Annotated in this window: 16 protein-coding genes and 2 riboswitches; of the genes, 6 read left to right on the top strand and 10 right to left on the bottom strand. The window is 60.7% G+C overall.

What is annotated here, in order from left to right; all coding sequences use genetic code 11:
• Window positions 1-10 precede the first annotated feature (10 nt).
• Complete coding sequence (locus CLU80_RS00505; protein ID WP_099756451.1) at window positions 11-1,033, top strand: acyltransferase family protein; 1,023 nt, start codon at window positions 11-13, stop codon at window positions 1,031-1,033.
• Between the two features lie 57 nt (window positions 1,034-1,090).
• Window positions 1,091-1,675, top strand: a complete 585-nt coding sequence (nfuA, locus tag CLU80_RS00500) for a Fe-S biogenesis protein NfuA (RefSeq protein WP_007912592.1) — start codon at window positions 1,091-1,093, stop codon at window positions 1,673-1,675.
• Window positions 1,676-1,819: 144 nt separating this feature from the next.
• On the opposite strand, the gene cobM is transcribed toward nfuA, so the two are convergent.
• The 10 genes from cobM to CLU80_RS00450 all read right to left on the bottom strand — a co-directional run bounded on the left by cobM (window position 1,820) and on the right by CLU80_RS00450 (window position 10,709).
• Window positions 1,820-2,566 (bottom strand): precorrin-4 C(11)-methyltransferase, encoded by a 747-nt coding sequence (cobM, locus tag CLU80_RS00495; protein WP_099756450.1) that lies wholly within the window; start codon window positions 2,564-2,566, stop codon window positions 1,820-1,822.
• An 81-nt stretch (window positions 2,567-2,647) separates the two neighbouring features.
• A complete protein-coding gene (locus CLU80_RS00490; RefSeq protein ID WP_003225490.1) occupies window positions 2,648-3,061 on the bottom strand; it encodes a cobalamin biosynthesis protein in 414 nt (137 codons plus the stop codon).
• Window positions 3,058-3,756: a CbtA family protein gene (locus CLU80_RS00485; protein ID WP_093430887.1), complete on the bottom strand. Its 699-nt coding sequence runs from the start codon at window positions 3,754-3,756 to the stop codon at window positions 3,058-3,060. Before CLU80_RS00485 ends, CLU80_RS00490 begins: the two co-directional genes overlap by 4 nt.
• Window positions 3,757-3,767: 11 nt before the next feature.
• A complete protein-coding gene (locus CLU80_RS00480; RefSeq protein ID WP_093430890.1) occupies window positions 3,768-3,965 on the bottom strand; it encodes a CbtB domain-containing protein in 198 nt (65 codons plus the stop codon).
• A 123-nt stretch (window positions 3,966-4,088) separates the two neighbouring features.
• Window positions 4,089-4,310: riboswitch (cobalamin riboswitch) on the bottom strand.
• A 34-nt stretch (window positions 4,311-4,344) separates the two neighbouring features.
• Window positions 4,345-4,671 (bottom strand): hypothetical protein, encoded by a 327-nt coding sequence (locus CLU80_RS00475; RefSeq protein WP_093430893.1) that lies wholly within the window; start codon window positions 4,669-4,671, stop codon window positions 4,345-4,347.
• Window positions 4,664-5,356, bottom strand: coding sequence for an AzlC family ABC transporter permease (locus CLU80_RS00470; RefSeq protein ID WP_093430896.1), 693 nt, complete (start codon window positions 5,354-5,356; stop codon window positions 4,664-4,666). Before CLU80_RS00470 ends, CLU80_RS00475 begins: the two co-directional genes overlap by 8 nt.
• A complete protein-coding gene (locus CLU80_RS00465; protein ID WP_099756449.1) occupies window positions 5,346-6,263 on the bottom strand; it encodes a sugar phosphate isomerase/epimerase family protein in 918 nt (305 codons plus the stop codon). The genes CLU80_RS00470 and CLU80_RS00465 overlap by 11 nt, the downstream gene beginning before the upstream one ends.
• Complete coding sequence (locus CLU80_RS00460; RefSeq protein ID WP_099756448.1) at window positions 6,260-8,680, bottom strand: ATP-grasp domain-containing protein; 2,421 nt, start codon at window positions 8,678-8,680, stop codon at window positions 6,260-6,262. The genes CLU80_RS00465 and CLU80_RS00460 overlap by 4 nt, the downstream gene beginning before the upstream one ends.
• Window positions 8,680-9,957: a hypothetical protein gene (locus CLU80_RS00455; protein WP_099756447.1), complete on the bottom strand. Its 1,278-nt coding sequence runs from the start codon at window positions 9,955-9,957 to the stop codon at window positions 8,680-8,682. Before CLU80_RS00455 ends, CLU80_RS00460 begins: the two co-directional genes overlap by 1 nt.
• On the bottom strand, window positions 9,957-10,709 hold the full coding sequence (locus CLU80_RS00450) for a 2OG-Fe dioxygenase family protein (protein WP_286079685.1): 753 nt from the start codon (window positions 10,707-10,709) through the stop codon (window positions 9,957-9,959). The genes CLU80_RS00455 and CLU80_RS00450 overlap by 1 nt, the downstream gene beginning before the upstream one ends.
• Before the next feature lie 350 nt (window positions 10,710-11,059).
• Window positions 11,060-11,271, top strand: a riboswitch (cobalamin riboswitch).
• Window positions 11,272-11,370: 99 nt separating this feature from the next.
• On the opposite strand from CLU80_RS00450, the gene cobW reads away from it, so the two are divergent.
• From cobW to CLU80_RS00430, 4 genes are all read left to right on the top strand, one after another.
• On the top strand, window positions 11,371-12,444 hold the full coding sequence (gene cobW, locus CLU80_RS00445; protein ID WP_093430911.1) for a cobalamin biosynthesis protein CobW: 1,074 nt from the start codon (window positions 11,371-11,373) through the stop codon (window positions 12,442-12,444).
• Window positions 12,445-12,447: 3 nt separating this feature from the next.
• Window positions 12,448-16,296, top strand: coding sequence for a cobaltochelatase subunit CobN (gene cobN / locus CLU80_RS00440; protein WP_099756445.1), 3,849 nt, complete (start codon window positions 12,448-12,450; stop codon window positions 16,294-16,296).
• 337 nt (window positions 16,297-16,633) lie between these two features.
• Window positions 16,634-17,635: a magnesium chelatase ATPase subunit I gene (locus tag CLU80_RS00435; RefSeq protein WP_099756444.1), complete on the top strand. Its 1,002-nt coding sequence runs from the start codon at window positions 16,634-16,636 to the stop codon at window positions 17,633-17,635.
• On the top strand, window positions 17,617-18,300 hold the full coding sequence (locus CLU80_RS00430; RefSeq protein ID WP_286079811.1) for a vWA domain-containing protein: 684 nt from the start codon (window positions 17,617-17,619) through the stop codon (window positions 18,298-18,300). The genes CLU80_RS00435 and CLU80_RS00430 overlap by 19 nt, the downstream gene beginning before the upstream one ends.
• The last annotated feature ends 110 nt before the right edge of the window (window positions 18,301-18,410 follow it).

Genomic DNA, 18,410 nt, shown 5'->3' with positions numbered 1-18,410 from the left:
GGAGCAGGTGATGTTGATTTCAGTGCAAGCCCTGCGTGCGCTTGCCGCGTGGACAGTGGTGTGCCACCACTTCATGCAGATTTTTTTTGACTTCAAGGCACGCGGGCCGGTCGGCCAGTTCTTTATCGACAAAGGCGCGGTGGGCGTCGACATTTTCTTTGTCATCAGCGGGTTGGTGATTTTCCTCTCGACCGAAAACAAACCGCTGCCGCCCGCGCGTTTCCTGCTGTACCGGCTGTTTCGCATCGTCCCGGCGTACTGGCTGTACACGCTGCTGATGGCGCTGCTGGTGGTGTTCGCCCAACCTTTGCTGCCGGATCAGACAGTGGACTGGGGCCATCTGCTTCTGTCGTTGCTGTTCATTCCTACCGAGAATCCTGGCGGCTACGGTATCTATCCGACGTTGAATGTCGGCTGGACACTGAATTACGAAATGCTTTTCTACGTGCTGTTTGCCTGGGCGCTGCTGTTTCGTTTGCAGGTGCGCCTGCTGGTGGTCGCGGCGCTGTTGTTTGCAGTGTGTCAGGCCTGGACCGGGTTTGGCTGGGTCAGCGCGTTTTATCGGTCGGACATCGTTTATGAGTTTCTGCTGGGGATCGGCATTGGCATGCTCTATCGGCGGGGCTGGATCGGCCCCGGTTTTTGGTTGCCGCTGACTTGCATCGTCGTGGCACTGCTGGCGATTTATTACTTGGCACCGGCGCCAAGGCTGCTGAGCTGGGGCGTGCCGAGTGCAGTGCTGGTCATGGCGTGTATCTCACTTGAGCGTTATGTCGAGCGCAGCCGAATGCTCAAACTGCTTGGCGATTGCTCGTATTCGGTTTACCTGATGCACGTGCTGGTGCTGTCGACGGGGGGATTTATCGCGCAGCGCTACGCGATCAACCCGTATTTGATGTTTGCCGTGTGCGCGCTGGCGATTGGCGTTGGCTCGTGGTTGAGCTACGAATGGGTGGAAAAGCGCAGTTACCATTGGCTCAAGGCGCGGGTTGACATGGAGCCGGACGAGAATCTTTCCCGACAAAAATACTAGGACTTTGTCCGGCGCAATGATTGGCGTAAACTGCGCCCAAGCCTGCGAGGAGTTTCCATGACCGCTATTACCATTACCGACGCCGCCCACGATTACCTGGCTGATCTGCTCTCCAAGCAGAACACCCCGGGCATCGGCATCCGCGTCTTCATCACCCAGCCTGGCACCCAGTACGCTGAAACCTGCATTGCCTACTGCAAGCCTGGCGAAGAAAAACCTGAAGACACCGCGCTGGGGCTGAAAAGCTTCACCGCGTATATCGATCACTTCAGCGAAGCGTTTCTCGATGACGCCGTTGTCGACTACGCCACCGACCGCATGGGCGGCCAGCTGACCATCAAGGCGCCGAACGCCAAAGTACCGATGGTCAACGCCGACAGCCCGGTCAACGAGCGCATCAACTACTACTTGCAAACCGAAATCAACCCGGGGCTGGCCAGCCACGGCGGTCAGGTCAGCCTGATCGATGTGGTTGAAGACGGCATCGCCGTTTTGCAGTTCGGTGGCGGTTGCCAGGGCTGCGGCCAGGCGGACGTAACCTTGAAGGAAGGCATCGAGCGCACCTTGCTCGAGCGTATTCCGGAGCTGAAAGGCGTTCGCGACGTGACCGACCACACGCAGAAAGAAAACGCCTACTACTAAGGTGTTCGCTGCGGACATGAAAAACGGCGCCCCGTGAGCGCCGTTTTTTTATGCGTGACATTCAGGAATGCATTCGCGAGCAGGCTCGCTCCCACATTTGATCGCATCCCAAATGAGGGAGCGAGCTTGCTCGCGAAGGCGGCTTCATGGGCGATAGAGATGCGCATGCCCGGCGCGATACAACGATGACTCGCTGAACACCTCACTGCCCAATACCCGACCCACCAGAATCAACGCCGTACGCCGAAACCCTTTGGCCTCAACCTTTTCGGCAATATCCGCCAGCGTCCCCACCACCCAATCCTGATCAGGCCACGTCGCCCGGTGAATCACGGCAATCGGGCAATCCGCGCCGTAATGCGGCAGCAGTTCCACCAGAATCTTCGGCAAATGTTTAACGCCCAGATGAATCGCCATGGTCGCGCCATGCTGCGCCAGACTGCCAAGCTCTTCGCCTGCCGGCATCGCGGTTTTGTCGGCGTAGCGAGTCAGAATCACGCTTTGCGACACGTCCGGCAGCGTCAATTCCGCGCCAAGCAGCGCCGCACAGGCTGCGGTGGCCGTCACGCCGGGAATGATCTCGAACGGAATATCCAGCTCGCGCAGATATCGGATCTGCTCGCCGATCGCGCCATACAGGCTCGGATCGCCTGAGTGTACTCGCGCCACATCCTGGCCCTTGGCATGCGCGGTCTTGATCAATTCGATGATCTGTTCCAGATGCAATTCGGCGCTGTTCACCACCGTTTCGGCTTGATGGCCGTCGAGTACCGCCGCCGGCACTAGCGAACCTGCGTAGATAATCACCGGGCAACTGCGAATCAGCCGCTGGCCTTTGACAGTGATCAATTCCGGGTCGCCGGGGCCGGCGCCGATGAAGTAGACGGTCATCGTTGAATCCTGAGTAAAAGAGGGCACGACTGCGTTGCAGATGAACAACGCTCATGATCAATGGCGGGGATTATCGGGATTTTACGCCGCGCCGGCCAATGCCAGCGTGGCCTGAGCGTATTTTTGCCGGGAGATCAGCAGTTTTGCCGGCGCTTGAATCAGCTGTTCAGCGAGCGCAAGCGCGGCACTTTCGGCGACGCCGTAGCAACCGGTGCGTTCGTAAGCAATCTGTGAATGGTGACTGAGCCGCTGTTGGTAGCTGGCCAGTTCGTCACTGCTGAAGTACAGCAGGGGCAGAGCCAGTTGTGCAGCAAGTTCTTGCAGGCCCGGCTCGTCGCGCTTCAAGTCGATACTGGCCAACGCTTTCACCGCCTCAAGCTCAATGCGATGCGCCTGTAACGCTTGATCGAGTAACGCGCGCAGCGTGCTGGCCGGGCAGCCGCGCTGGCAGCCCAGGCCGACCACGAAGGTCGGCGCTGCGCGGTCATCGGTCATGCGTGGTATTGACCAGCGCTTTTGCGGCGGAACAACCAGGCGCTGATCAGGCCCAGGGCCAGCCAGAACGCCACGTTGGTCAACTGCGAAGCGATTTTGAACTGAGCTTCGAGTGCTTCGGGGGCGAGCATCGAATGCACTTCCGGTTGCGGTGCGCCGATCACGTGGGGCACAGCGAGGATGGCCACACCGAGGACCTTCATCAGCCAGTGACGGCTGAACGCGATCAGCGACAGACCTACAGCCGTCGAAGCGGCCGTGCCGATCCACCACGTCTGCCGCGAAGCCAGATCGGCCGCAGCGGTGCCCGGCAGTTCTGGTGGCAGGCCCAAGGTCGGAGCAAGCACGAACGTCGCGTAACCGGCCAGGCCCCAGAGCAGGCCCTGCGAAGTTTTGGTCGGCGCGCGTAGGGTGTAGAGGCCGGCGAGCATCAGGGCGAAACCGACGGCTACGACCAGATTACCGCCAGTGGTCGAGACTACGCGCTGCCAGCCGTCTTCCGGCTCCCAGGCCTCGGCATCATGGGTGTGCGCAGCCACGCCAGCGGCATGTTCGTGAACCGCCACCGGCTCGGACTTCTCGAAGGTTTCCGCCTGCAGAATCAGCGGCGAAACCCAGAAGCTTTGCAGCAGAGTGAGGAGCAGGGCGGCCAGCAGACCAGAGAAACCTGCAGTTTGCGCGATACGCTTGATCATGTCGGCAGGTCTCAATGGCACGGGAACGCGGCGCTGTGGCGGGTATCGTGGGCGGCGTTGTGCACCGCTTCGATGTGCGAGAAACCGGCAAAGTAAACCAGACTGGCGCCGAGGATCGATGCAAAGATCGCGGCGGTCAGGCGTTGGCTCAGGGTGGTGGTGCTGGCGATTTTGTCCGTGTTGCTGCCGGTGCTGCTGATGATCGACATGGCGCTTCCCTCTGGAGTGTCAGCGGGTGAATAGAGCGCATGAAAACCCCTGCGGGTCGGGCTCGCAGAGGTTCGAACAGCGCCCGCCCACCGCGGGTTTGTTATGTGCAGCGCCGCACAAATGCGGGCTGTGTGTTGCGGGCCGGTCTCCGGGCTCACGAGGGGCTGGCGTCAGGCCGACCTGCAAGCGTCACCTTCCCATACCGTATCGGCACAGTGGTTTTGACGCTTCGCTCGCTTACCGTTGCGGGGGCAGCACCGGACTGACATGGGCTTGAGTAAAGCACATGATTCACCGGTTTCCCGTTTCACCCTGTGAAGGGCACCCGTAACAAGTTGCGTAGGAGAGCATGGGCGGGGGATTTGAGTCAATCGGCGCCTAGCGCATGATCAGCAGGACGTACACCCCCAGCGCCATCAGGAACGCATAATAGGATTTGATTCGCGTCAGGCTCAGCAGCCACGCCAACGCCACCGGCAGGATCCATGGCATGGCCGCCAGGTGCTGGCTGGCCAAAGGATAGAGTGAGACCGCCAGCAGGCTGACGAGCATCGCCACCGATGTGTATTTTCCCAGACGATCGATGAAAGCGCGGGCAGTTGCCGAAAGCCGTTCGACATCGACGGCCAGCGGCAGCAAGCGGCAGACGATCGAAACCAGCGCGCAAATCAGTACGTACAGCCAGAAAGTACCAGGTTCAATCATAGACATAGCTCGTCAGAACGGTGATGGCGAGCACCAGCAGCAAGCTGACCTCGCCCAGCCACAACAAGCTCGCGGCGGTGGCCAGGCCGGCAATCCATTGCGCATGGAAGCTGTGACGGTCGCGGGCCATCTTGCCAAGCGAAGCGCTGATGAAAATCGCGATCACCACACTGACGTGATCCATCACTGCGTTGTCGGCCACGCTGGCGAAACAGTACCCGACCACGGTGCCAAGCAGGGCGGCGGCGTACAGCAGAAAGCACACGGTGTTGGCATACGGGCGGCTGATCGGTTGCTGATCCTTGCGGATCGACATCAACGTGAAAGCCGCATTTGCCATCACCGCCAGGGCGGGGACAAACGCTTTGACCGGGCCCTGGAGGCTGGATTTCAGGCTCAGTGTGAAGACCAGAAAACGCAAGTTGATACTCAGCGCCGAGACCAGCACGCCAAAGGCGTTAAGCAGGTGCGCGGGGGTTTCCAGCAGCGTCAGTTGCAACGGCGAGGCCATTACCGTACCGCTGAAAACCACCATGGCCGGAAGATCCAGACCATGGCGGCGCCCGAGCATGCCGATCAGGGTGAAGGTCAGCAGCAGCGAGAAGACGAACGGTAGCGCATCGCGGATACCGGTCGCGATCTCGCTGCGCGACGCCGGTTTTGCCAGGTTCGACTCAACCAGCATGAGTGCTGTGCCGCGAGCCGGCCAGCAATTGCTCTACGCCGTTCTTGTAGGCCAGGGCTTTTTCCAGGTAGTACTCGGTGGAGAAGCGCGGAATGAACTCCTCCACCACGGCCACACCCCGATAGCCGTTGACCGCGAAGCGATTGAGCACATCGCTCAGGCGCAAGTTGCCTTCGCCAATCGGCAGATGTTGATGGTGGGTGTTGTTGAGGTCGGCAATGTGCAGATGCCGGGTAACCGGCGCCAGATCGGCAATGGCTTTGAACAGGCTTTCACCATACGGCAGCAGTGAGCACAGATGCGTCACGTCGATGGTCACGAAGCACCCGGTCTCCTTGTGAAAGCGCAGGTGTTCCTCGACGGTGAAGACCGGGAATTTCGGCCGCTGACCGCCCATGTTCTCCAGGCACAGGGCGATGCCATCGGTGTTGCAGCGCTTGGTCACCTGGTTGATCGCTACTATCAGGTTGTCCAGCAGTTCGCCGTTTTCCAGTTGATCTTTGTAGCCGGGATGAAAAGTGACGCTGGTGGCGCCGGCCTCGTGGGAAAACTCCACGGCGGCACTCAGGCAGTCCACCGCTTGGGCACGTTCGGTCAAATCCGGGGAGCACAGGTTGTACTGGCGACCCCACCATCCGGCGTGGACGGTCAGCGTGATGCCATTGTGTTCGGCGAAGCTGCGGATTTTCCCGGCAAGCTCAGACCGGTCTTCGGCGCTCAGCGACCAGAAGGTTTTTTCGGCGTCTTCGCCGATCTCGAACTCGACCGCTTGGAAATGTCTGGCCAGATCGGTGATCGAACCCAGGATGTCTGCAGGGTTGTCGTAGACATTGGTGGAAAAGGAGATCATCGGGAAGTGAGCGCTGATCGGGCCTTCGATGTGATATAGCGGGTCTTTACGGGTCATTGCGCTGGTCCTTGCGTAGTGAACTCTGGGTGGGTGATCGCGGCGTTGAAGTCCGCCGGGTCGTCGGCGTCGCTGCAGCCCAGCAGCGTGTAGCCGTGGCGGTCTGCGGAACGGCTGATGCTCTGGCCGAACTTGTCGGGGTTGAGGTTCACGCGTAATGCAAACGGGTGTTGCAGCAGGCGTGCCTGGAGCTGTTGCGGATCGGCGGTCGGGGCCGCCTCGATGTAGCGGATCGCCATTTTGGCGTAGGTTTTCTCGGGCGTCGGCAGTGACGTGCCGGCCATCGCGGCGATGGTGCTGGCTGCCAAATGCACCCCCGTGGTTTTCCAGACCATTTCCCAGATCTGGTCACCGCCGAAGCGGGTCTGGGTTTCGATGAATTGCAGGCGTGAACCGTCCAGCTTGATTTCCGTGTGGGCCGGGCCCCAGCGGTTGCCCATTCGCCCGAGCAGCCACAGCACCGCTTCTTCGATCTGCGCGGCGGTTTTCTCGTCGAGCCCGGCAGGAAAGTCATGCCCGGTTTCGACATAACCGGGGGCACCGCTGGTGTATTTGCGCGTGATGCCGAGAATCCGGTGCTGGCCATCCAGGCTGAGGGATTCAACGCTGTATTCGTCGCCGCTGGCGAAGGCCTCGATCAGATTGTTTCCCTCCAGCGAGAGGTGTTCGACATCCTCGGGCCTGTCTATGGCATAGACGCCCTGACTGCCCGAACCGTTGACGGGTTTGACGATGGCCGGGCCATGGCGCAGCACGAAAGCGCGAGCCTCGGCAACATGGTTGATAGCGGCAGTGGGCAACTCGTAGCGACTGCCTTTGAGCAATTGGCGAAACAGCAGTTTGTCGCGACTGACTTCCACACTGCGCAGGTTGTTGTGGACGATGCCCAGACGTTCGCCCAAGCGTGACGCGGGCAACAGGCCCAGTTCCGAAAACGAAACCACGGCATCGAATGGCGATTGCCGGTGCAGCCGTTCTACCATCGTGCTGTAGGCCGGCAGATCGGCGATGTCAGGCGTCAGCAGTAGCGTTGCGCGCTCGCGCTGATAGTCAGATAACTCGCCGGGTTGCTGGACGAGAGTAAATCGAAACTGCCGCGCAGTATCCCAATCCAGTCCCGAATCACGCCCGCCGATGAGCAGAATGTGTTTGGTGTTCGCCGCCGTGGGCTGCTCGCCGTAGACATCAATGTCGCTGACGGCGAGCAAGGATTGTCGCAGGCGGGCGGTGTCGGGTTGCCTGAACTCGATGTACAGGTAGTTCTGAAAACCGTTGCTGACCGGTCCGATGGCTTCGCCCGGAGTGACGTAGGCGTACCAACGCTGGAAACCTGGCAAGCGGCAGATCCGGTCGGCGCCGTGCAGTCCGTCATAGAGCCGGTCTGTGCGGGCGAAAGGGGTGGCGATGCCGAACGCATCCGGCGCTTCGCTGGCGCTGGGCAGAGGCTCGGCGGACAGCGCGCGGTGGTAGCAGGCATCCAGCGCCAGCCCCCAGGCTTGGCGAATCACATGAATCCGGCTGCCGCCGGGGCGTGCGCCGACTTCGAGGACTCTTGGCCCGCGGGGGGTGAGAATGAACTCGACATGGGCAAACGTGCCTTTGAGCGCTAACGCTTTCACGGCGTCATGGGCCAGGCGATGGCAACGCTCCTTCAGCGCTGCGTCGGGCTCCAGCAGCGACGGCGTGTAGCGGGCGAAATGGTGAAAGTCGCCGCGATCGATATCGACGCCGGCAATCACATCGACGATCGGAAAACTTCTGATCGTGCCATCGGCGGCAATCGTGCAGTCGATGGAATGGTTGGAGCCCTGGAGAAATTCCTCCAGCAGCAGTTGATCGGTTTCGCGGCTTTTGCCCGCCACATAGCGCTGCAGCGCCGGCCATTCATGACGGGCGTAGTCGAGCAGATCCTGCTGATCGTCGATGCAGCGTACGAACAGGCTGCTGTAAAGGTTCGCTGGCTTCAGGATGAACGGGTAGGGCAGATCGCCCGGGCGCGCCAGCAGGTCGTCGATACGAACCTGGCGAGAGAGCACGTGCAGATCCAGGTTGCGCGACTGTTGGAAGCATTGGCGTTGCAGCACCTTGTCCAGCGTGTTTTCCACGTTACGGTGCAAGTGGGCCAGCGCCGGCAGCGCCGCACACAGCCGCCCCGTGATCGCGACATAGCCTTCACGGAAATTCAGGACACTGGTGAAGCCATGCTCGTCCAGCAACTGCTGCGTCAGCTGGATCAGATCCGCGGTCAGCCCTCTGGAAAAGTCGTACAGCGCCACCGGCGAGATCTGTTTCGCATCGGCGATCTTGCTGGTTTTGCGACTATCGGCAATCAGCAAAGGGGTGATGCCCTCGGCAATCAGGCCCTCGTATTCTCCGTCACGAATATTGCCGATGATCAGGCAGGCCGCTGCACTCATTAGTCAACCTCCTGATCGAAGCTGTAGTGGACCCGGTTCAGGCGCTGGCAAATGTGAGCCAGACGAATCCGGTCCACGCCGTTGGCGCCACCGCTCAAGACATTGCGAATGATGTGCGCCAAGGCATCCAGGTCTTCGCTGCTGATGCCCAGACGAGTGATTTCCTGAAGGCCGAAGCGCAGGCAGTCGCGGCCATTGATCTGTTTATTGTTGATCCGGATCCCCAGTTCATTGAGCTGCTGCGCCGCTTGCCGGGCCCGTTCGCCTTCGAGCAACAGCAGGTGCGTGTCGGAGGGGTGCAGCGTCCAGCCCGGCAGGTCGGCGAGTGCGTCGTGCAACTGGCGAGTATTGGCGCACATGCGTTGGGCGTAGGCCTGGCCGTAGCGCTGGGTTTCCAGCAGGCTGACGAACAGTTGCAGCAGACCGGGCAGATTGGGCGAGGACACCAGCGCACCACTGAGCGTTTGCTCGATCCGCTGGGCCAGATCGGCACGCCGGCAGACGATCAGTGCCCGGTGCGGACCTGCCAGGGATTTGTGGGTGTTGCCTTGAAGAATATCCGCCCCCTCGTCAAGCGGGTTGGGAAAGACCTTCCCGGCGATGAGGCCCAGAGTGTGCGACGCATCGTAGATGATCAGTGTCCGCTCAAAGCCCCGGTGGTTCAGCAGCGCGCGCAGTGGTTTAAGGGCGATTGCCCGTGTGGTCAGACCATGGTCGAGCAGTACGGCTGCCGGTTGTACACCACACGCCTGGAGTTGCCGATCAACGTCCCCGAGATCAATTTGTCCGTCAGCCGTCAGTTTCAAAAAGACGCTGTGCCGGCCCATCTTCTGCACCAGAGGCCCGGTTGCGAAATGCCCGCCACTTTCGGGCGCCAGTGATAATACGCAGTCGCCCGGCTCGGTCAGGGCGGCCAGCACGCTCAGCGTGCAGTGCACGCCGGAGAGCACGCGGTATTCGACGAACGGCGCGTTGAACATCGCCTGCACGGCTTGGGTCGCCAAAGCCTTTAATGTTTCGACTTCGGGGAAGTGTTCGACCTGCATACCATTGAATTCGGCGGCATAGCATTGACCGTCAATGGCCTGTGCATTGAACAAGTAACGCTCGTAATGGCGATTCTGTCCTAGCGTGCGTGCAGTCTCGGACAATATGTTTTCATTGGCGGTCAGCGATAGTGTGGAAGTTCTTCGTGCGCACGCCTGTTGAAACTGTTCAATGATGAAGTTATGCGCGAGTGGGGTACTGACTGAAAGTGCATGAGTCGAATGATTCATTAGTAGTCCGCCAGGTCGAAGTCGATAATCAACATATCGCGACTGCCGCGATCCGAATTAATGCTCGATGTTTGCAGTGGGGAAACTTCATGCAGAAGTATTCGGTCATTCAAGACGACGGTTTCCAGATAGTCAGTCAAAGTTGCACTGAATACTTGGCCACCTTCTTCATCAAATATCCGGCTTTCACCACCGATGACATGCTGACGTTGAATCAGGTGTTGAAAGACAAAATCGTGCCCGTCGCGATGTCTGCCCTCAGGGGTGGCCTGGCCAGCATTGCCTTGATCGCAGAGGATACGGAACTGATGGCAGGTCACGAGCCAGTCGCGCGGGCCCAGCGCGATGTCCAGCAGTGCCAGGTCGGCGGCCAGCAGTGTCTGCAGAATCGGGGAGTCAATAAACGTCGCCTCGCAGCGGGTGTAGGTGCGCTGCACCCCGCCCAACAGCGGGTTGTCGGTCTCGGCTTGAAAAAAGTGGCAGTCTTGCAGCGCCGTCCACTGGCGTTCCCGTTGGCGATACTGGAACTTGCAGATGCGTCGTTCGCGAAGACCGTTCTCTGCGCTGAGATACGCATCGGTATGCAAATGCTCCCAGGTCGCATTGAATGCCCGGCATGCTTCGCGTCCCAGCAGCGCAACATCCAATGCTGGATAGTGGGCACTGTGCGCATAGTGGCAATTGCGCAGTAGTTCGGAAAGTTCCTTTAGTCCAGCATCACTTGAAAGCCGTAACGCGTTACCGGCACTCATGTTGTGGATACCCATGGGTGCAGGAAAGAAACAGGCAGGATCAAATACTGATAATAATCAGCCATGCAAGAAATCCTTTCTTGAGAGACTCATAGTCCTTGTGCGAACTCATCGTTCATATCTTGTATTGATTTATCAATTTGGTTTTTGTAAAGATATGTAATCAAATGCGCGCAGCCGCTCTATTTCAGGGTTTAACCCGGTGGTGGTTTTTTAATTTAACGGATAGGGCATGTAAGACATAACTTACAACTACTTCTTAAGTGAGAAGTGTTCGCGATAATTAGATGAAAAAGTTGCTGCCCTTATAACCACAATGATCCAGGCGTTGACCCGCCTGCCGTGCATGCGTAGCCTTGCGCATTCGAGGTTCTCCGGCGTGTGCCGGAGCTAAGAAGGGAACGCGGTCAATGCCGCGGCTGCCCCCGCAACTGTGAACGGTGATGTTCGCTGCCACGCCACTGCCAGCTCAACTTATGAGCCCGCGGGAAGGCGCAGCCAACGCCAGGCCCAGCGCCTGAACACCGTCAGCCAGGAGACCTGCCTCGTCACAGATTCTCACTACAACCGGGCGGGGTGATCCGGTGGCGAACTCTCCAGGCACGCACGCGCGTTGCCGGTTCTCGTCCCGTATGCCCGCCGCTTGCCAAAGGGCATACCGATGAAAACACTGGCCAAACTCCCCGTCACCATCGTCACCGGCTTCCTCGGCTCGGGCAAGACCACGCTGCTGCGGCACATGCTCGACAACGCGCAGGGCCGTCGTATCGCGGTGATCGTCAACGAGTTTGGCGAGTTGGGCATTGACGGTGAAATCCTCAAGCAATGCACCATCGGTTGCACCGAAGAAGAAGCCACCGGTCGCGTTTACGAACTGGCGAATGGCTGTCTGTGCTGCACCGTTCAGGAAGAGTTCTTCCCGGTGATGCGCGAACTGGTTGCCCGTCGCGGTGATCTCGACCATATCCTTATCGAAACTTCGGGCCTGGCCCTGCCAAAACCGCTGGTACAAGCCTTCCAGTGGCCGGAAATCCGCAGCGCCTGCACCGTTGATGCGGTGATCACCGTGGTCGACAGCCCGGCCGTCGCTGCTGGCACTTTCGCCGCGTTCCCGGATCAGGTTGATGCCCAGCGCAAACTCGATCCGAACCTCGACCACGAATCGCCACTGCACGAACTGTTCGCTGATCAACTGGCCAGCGCCGACCTGGTGATCCTCAACAAGGCCGACCAGACCAGCGCGGAAGATCTCGCTCGTGTCCGCGCTGAAGTCGCCGAAGAACTGCCGCCAGCGGTGAAAATCATCGAAGCCAGCAACGGCCGTCTGCCGCTGGACGTGCTGATCGGCCTCGGCGCCGGTTCCGAGGAGCACATCGACAGCCGCCACAGCCATCATGATCACCACCACGGTGAAGGCGATGACGACCACGATGACCACGATCACGACGCCTTCGATTCGATCTCCATCGAACTGCCACAAGCCGACGAAAGCCTGCTGCTCGACGCCCTGACGCAACTGGTGGTCAAGCACGGCATCCTGCGCGTCAAAGGTTTCGCCGCCATCCCGAACAAGCCAATGCGTCTGCTGATCCAGGGCGTGGGTACGCGTTTCGACAAGCATTTCGACCGTCAGTGGGGCGCTGATGAAGCGCGCGTCACGCGTCTGGTGTTGATCGGTCAGGAACTCGACGCCGCGCAACTCGAAGCGCAACTGCGCGCTGCGCTCAGCGTTTAAGCCATGCACCTGCTCAGGACTCAGCCCGGCGGTTTCGTCTCCGATGACAACATTGCCGACCTTGGTCAAACCCCCGCCGAGCTGGTGATCCTGTGCAGCGGCGACTCCAGTCTGGCGCTGCTCGCCGAAGCCGCGCAGCAGTTGCCGGAAGATTACCCGAGCCTGCGTCTGGCCAACCCGATGCAGGTGCAGAATCACGCTTCGGTCGATTTGTACGTCGATGAAGTGCTGCGCCACGCCAAGGTGATTCTGATCTCGCTGCACGGCGGCATCGCCTATTGGCGCTACGGCGTCGAGCGTCTGATCGAACTGTCCGAGCGCGGTGTGCAGGTGATTCTGGTGCCGGGCGATGACCGTCCTGATCCGGAACTCAGCGACCTGAGCACCGTCAACGCTGTGGATCGTGATCGCCTCTGGCAATTCCTGCGTCAGGGCGGCCTGGGCAATGCGCTGGACTTTTTCCGCTGCCTCGCCAACCGTTGGCTGGCTCGCGATTACGCCTGGGAAGAACCGCAGGCGCTGCCGCGCACGGCGATTTACCACCCGAATAAAACCAGCGCCGCACTGAGTGACTGGCAAGCCGATTGGCTGTCTGCACATCCGGTCGCGGCGGTGTTGTTTTACCGCTCGCATCTACAAGCGGCGAACACCGCGTTCATCGATGTGTTCTGCCAGCGCTTGCAAGCGGCGGGGCTGAATCCGCTGCCGATCGCGGTGGCCAGTCTGAAAGAACCCGGCTGCCTGACGGTGGTCGAGGACTGGCTGGACGAGGTTGAGGCCGGGGTGATTCTCAACACCACCGGGTTCGCTCAATCCAGCCCGGAAGCGCCGCATCTGCGACCGTTTCGCCGAAATATCCCGGTGATCCAGGCAATCTGCGCGCAGGACAATGAGCCCGGCTGGCGCGACAGCGAGCAAGGCCTGGGGCCACGGGATCTGGCCATGCACATTGCCTTGCCGGAACTCGACGGGCGCATCATCAGCCGGCCGATCAGTTTCAAGGATCTGGCCTGGCGCAGTGAGCGCAGTCAGTCCGATGTCGTCTGCTATCGCGCGCAGCCCGAGCGCATGGATTTCGTCGCTGAACTGGCGCGGCGCTGGATTGATCTGGCGCAAGTACCAAATGGCGAAAAACGCATCGCATTGATCCTCGCCAATTACCCGACTCGCGATGGACGCATTGGCAACGGTGTCGGTCTCGACACGCCGGCGGCGGCGCTGAACATCCTGCGTGCATTGCAGGCTGAGGGATATCCGCTCACCGCTGAACTGCCGAATAGCGGCACCGAGTTGATCGAGCAATTGCTCGGTGGCGTCAGCAACGATCTCGACACCATTGATCTGCGTCCGTGCCAGCAAAGCCTGGCGATGGACGCTTATCTTACGATGTTCAACGCGCTGCCCGAGGCCAATCGCAGCGCTGTGATCGAACGCTGGGGCACGCCGCAAAACGACCCGATGTGCCGCGACGGGAGGATGATGATCGCCGGTCTGCGCTTCGGCCTGACCTTCGTCGGTATTCAGCCGGCGCGCGGTTATCAGGTCGACCCGAGCGCGGTCTATCACGACCCCGATCTGGTGCCGCCGCACGCTTATCTGGCGTTCTATTTCTGGTTGCGCAACACCTACGGTGCCCACGGCGTGATTCACGTTGGCAAACACGGCAACCTCGAATGGCTGCCAGGCAAAGGCGTCGGTCTTTCGGAGAACTGCTGGCCGGATGCGTTGCTCGGTCCGCTGCCGAATATCTATCCGTTTATCGTCAACGATCCGGGGGAGGGCGCGCAGGCCAAACGGCGCACGCAAGCGGTGATTATCGATCACCTGATGCCGCCGCTGACCCGTGCCGAAACCTACGGGCCGTTGCGCAATCTGGAGCTGCTGGCCGACGAGTATTACGAAGCGCAGCTGCTTGATCCGCGCCGCGCCCGTGAACTGCAGCGCGACATTCTGCTATTGGTCCGCGAGACGCAGATCGACCGCGAACTGCAACTCGATGCCGCGCTGGACAGCGATGCGGATGCGGCGATCTGGCTGCCACGTCTCGATACCTATTTGTGTGATCTGAAGGAATCGCAGATTCGCGATGGCTTGCACATTTTTGGTGAATCGCCGAGCGGGCGTTTGCGCATTGATACGTTGTTGGCTTTGCTGCGTATACCGCGTGGCGATGGCAAAGGCGCGCAGTCGAGTTTATTGCGGGCATTGGCCAAAGCGTTCGAACTGGGTTTCGACCCGCTCGATTGCGCGCTGGCCGACCCTTGGACTGGCCCGCGCCCCGATCAATTGCAATCGATCGGCGACGAAGTCTGGCGCACCGCCGGCGATACCCGCGAACGCCTCGAACTGTTTGCCACACAGCTGATTTCCCAAGCCCTGCACGATCCATGTGGGAGCGAGCTTGCTCGCGAAGGCGTCGTGTCAGCCAACACTTCATTCACTGACACACCGCTTTCGCGAGCAAGCTCGCTCCCACAGGGTCCGGGGTGGTCTGATGTGAATGCGATTATCCAGTCGCTGCGCGAAGTCGTCGCCCCACGCCTCGATGCCTGCGGCCCCGCCGAAATGCGCGGCCTGCTCGACGCCCTCAGCGGTCGCTTCGTCCCCGCCGGCCCCAGCGGTGCACCCAGCCGTGGTCGCCTTGACGTGCTGCCCACCGGCCGCAACTTCTACTCGGTCGACGTGCGCAACCTGCCGACCACCACCGCGTGGCGCATCGGTTTCCAGTCGGCGACGTTGATTCTGGAACGGCACCTGCAAGACCACGGCGATCACCTGCGCCAGCTCGGATTGTCCGTGTGGGGCACCGCGACCATGCGCACTGGTGGCGACGACATCGCCCAGGCCATGGCACTGATGGGCGTGCGTCCGGTGTGGGCCACTGGCAGTCAGCGCGTTGATGATTTCGAGATTCTGCCGCTGAGCCTGCTTGATCGTCCGCGCGTCGATGTCACGCTGCGAGTTTCCGGTTTTTTTCGGGATGCCTTCGCCAATCTGATTCGCCTGTTCGACGCCGCCGTGCAAGCAGTGGCAGCGCTGGACGAGCCGGACGACCTCAACCCGCTGGCCGCGAAAGTGCGTGCCGAGCGCGAGGCGCTGCGGCAATCGGGCCTCGATGAGGACACCGCGCGGCGTCAGGCCGGATGGCGGATCTTCGGCGCCAAACCCGGCGCGTACGGCGCAGGCGTGCAGGGCGCCATCGACGGTCGCTTGTGGCAGAGCCGTGAAGATCTCGCTGAGGTTTATCTGAACTGGGGCGCGTACGCCTATGGTGGTGCTGATGAGGGCACCGCTGCACGCGAGCAGTTCGTTCAGCGCCTGAGTCAGGTACAAGCGGTGCTGCAGAATCAGGACAACCGCGAGCACGACCTGCTCGATTCCAATGATTACTACCAGTTCCAGGGCGGCATGCTCGCTGCCGTGGAAAGCTTGCGCGGCGAAGCGGCGGCGAGTTATCACGGCGATCACAGTCAACCGGATCTGCCGAAGATTCGCACCTTGAAAGAAGAGCTGAACCGGGTGATTCGCTCACGAGCGGTCAATCCGAAATGGATCGACGGGGTCAAGCGCCACGGCTATAAAGGCGCGTTCGAAATGGCCGCGACGGTTGATAACCTGTTTGCGTTCGATGCGACGACGCAGTTGATCGATGACCACCAGTACGCTTTGCTGGCCGATGCTTATCTGCTGGATCCGGCAACGCGGGAATTTGTTCGTGAGCATAATCCGCACGCGCTGCGGGATATGACCGAGCGGATGCTTGAGGCACAGCAGCGGGGGATGTGGCAGGAGCCTGGGGCTTATAAGGATGCGCTGGAGAATCTGCTACTGGATATTGAGGAAGATATGTAACTGGCCAAAAGCTACCCTCACCCCAGCCCTCTCCCGGAGAGAGAGGGAGCCGATTTGCGTTGCTGTCGAAGTCTGAGTTCGGCCCGACATATCAGGTCGACGGAATTCGAAAGAACACCTAGGTCAGTTCCCTCTCCCCAGGGGAGTAAGGGGGTAAGGGAGCCGATTTGTGTTGGCTTTGGAGCCTGAGTTCAACTCGATAATTCGGGTCGGCGCAACTTGCAAGAACACCGCAATCAGTTCCCTCTCCCCCTAGGAGAGGGCTAGGGTGAGGGCCACCCCGACTGACACACCACAACACTCAAGCACACCAAAGACCACGACAGAGAAAACCCAAATGACCGACACCCCGCATTTCCCGCTCTCCGCCGTGGTCGGCGCCGATGACCTCAAGCTCGCCCTGTGCCTCACCGCCATCGACCCGAAAATCGGCGGCGTGCTGATCGAAGGCCCGCGCGGCATGGCCAAATCCACCCTGGCCCGGGGCCTGGCCGATCTGCTCGCCAGCGGTCAATTTGTCACCTTGCCGTTGGGCGCCACCGAAGAACGCCTGGTCGGTACCCTCGACCTTGACGCTGCCCTCAGCGAGGGCCGCGCACAATTCTCACCAGGTGTGCTGGCCAAGGCTGACGGCGGCGTACTCTACGTCGATGAAGTCAATCTGCTGCCCGATCACCTCGTCGATCTGCTGCTCGACGTTGCCGCCAGCGGCACCAATCTGATCGAGCGTGACGGCATTTCCCATCGGCATTCGGCGAAGTTCGTGCTGATCGGCACGATGAACCCGGAAGAGGGCGAGTTGCGTCCGCAACTGCTTGACCGCTTTGGCCTGAACGTCGCCCTCAGTGGTCACACGGCACCGACCGAACGCGGACAGATCATCCGTCGGCGACTGGATTTCGACAGCGACCCGCAAGCGTTCTGCGCACAGTGGCAAGCCGAGCAGCAAGCCTTGCGTGCACGTTGCGAAAACGCTCGTCGTGCCCTGGCCGATATTCCGCTGGATGATGCCGCACTGGCGCAGATCACCGAGCGTTGTTTCGCCGCCGGGGTTGATGGTCTGCGTGCCGACCTGGTCTGGTTGCGCGCCGCACGTGCCCACGCAGCGTGGCGCGGAGCTGAGGTGATTGGCGCAGAGGATATCGACGCTGTCGCCGAGTTTGCCCTGCGCCATCGGCGCCGTGAGCAAGCGCCATCGAATCCGCCGCAACCGGCCCAGTCGCCGGCCGCGACTCAGGCATCACCGAGTGAAGGGCAGGGCCAGTGGGGCGACATGCCGGCGCCTGCGCTCGCCACCGGCGCCCGCCGCGAAGTGCCGAGCTGGCCAAAAAAGCCTTAGGCATTCGCCCCCGATCCGACGCGGGGGCGAATGCCAGACCCCGCGCCGGTCGGCTGGACAACGGACGCCAAGGCAAGCGCCATAAGGCGCGCAGCGGTACGGTAAATTGGCCGGGCACGTTGCTCAACGGGCGTCCCCGGACGCGTGAAGATTTGCTGTTTCAACTGCGCACGCGCTCACCGCATGAATTGTGGCTTGTGATTGTCGATGCCTCCGCCTCGACCCGCCGCCATCAGGCCTTGAGCGATGCCAAAGGTTTGCTCGCGCAATTGTTCGATGATGCTTACCGGCAACGGGCACGACTCGCATTGTTGACGGCCAGTGGCTCGGTGCCGAAATGGCAGGTGCAGGGATTGAAGGCGTCCAGCGGCTTGCGGATGTGGCTGGACGCTTTGGGGGCAGGCGGTGGCACGCCGTTGCTGGCGGCGCTGGAGCAGGCCGGGCAGTGGCTGACGGTGCGGCGCAAGCGCTTTCCTGCCGAGCAGCAACGCTTGCTGGTGGTGACCGATGGGCGTCTGAAACAGTGGTCGGGATTACCGGCGCTGGGGTGCCCGGGGTTGTTGATCGATATCGAGCGTGGGCCGATTCGGTTGGGCCGGGCCAAGGATCTGGCGACGGAGCTGGATGCGCAGTATCAACATATCGATGAATTGATTTCCCTCTGATACTTTCTGTGTCTGGTCGGGCCTCATCGCGAGCAGGCTCACTCCTACAGGGGAACGCATTCCAAATGTAGGAGTGAGCCTGCTCGCGATTGCATCGACCCGGTCTAGAG

Source organism: Pseudomonas sp. 29 (assembly GCF_002754355.1).
GTDB lineage: Bacteria > Pseudomonadota > Gammaproteobacteria > Pseudomonadales > Pseudomonadaceae > Aquipseudomonas > Aquipseudomonas neuropathica.
Note: the sequence above shows the minus strand (reverse complement) of the source record. Positions and strands in the feature narration are given on the sequence as shown.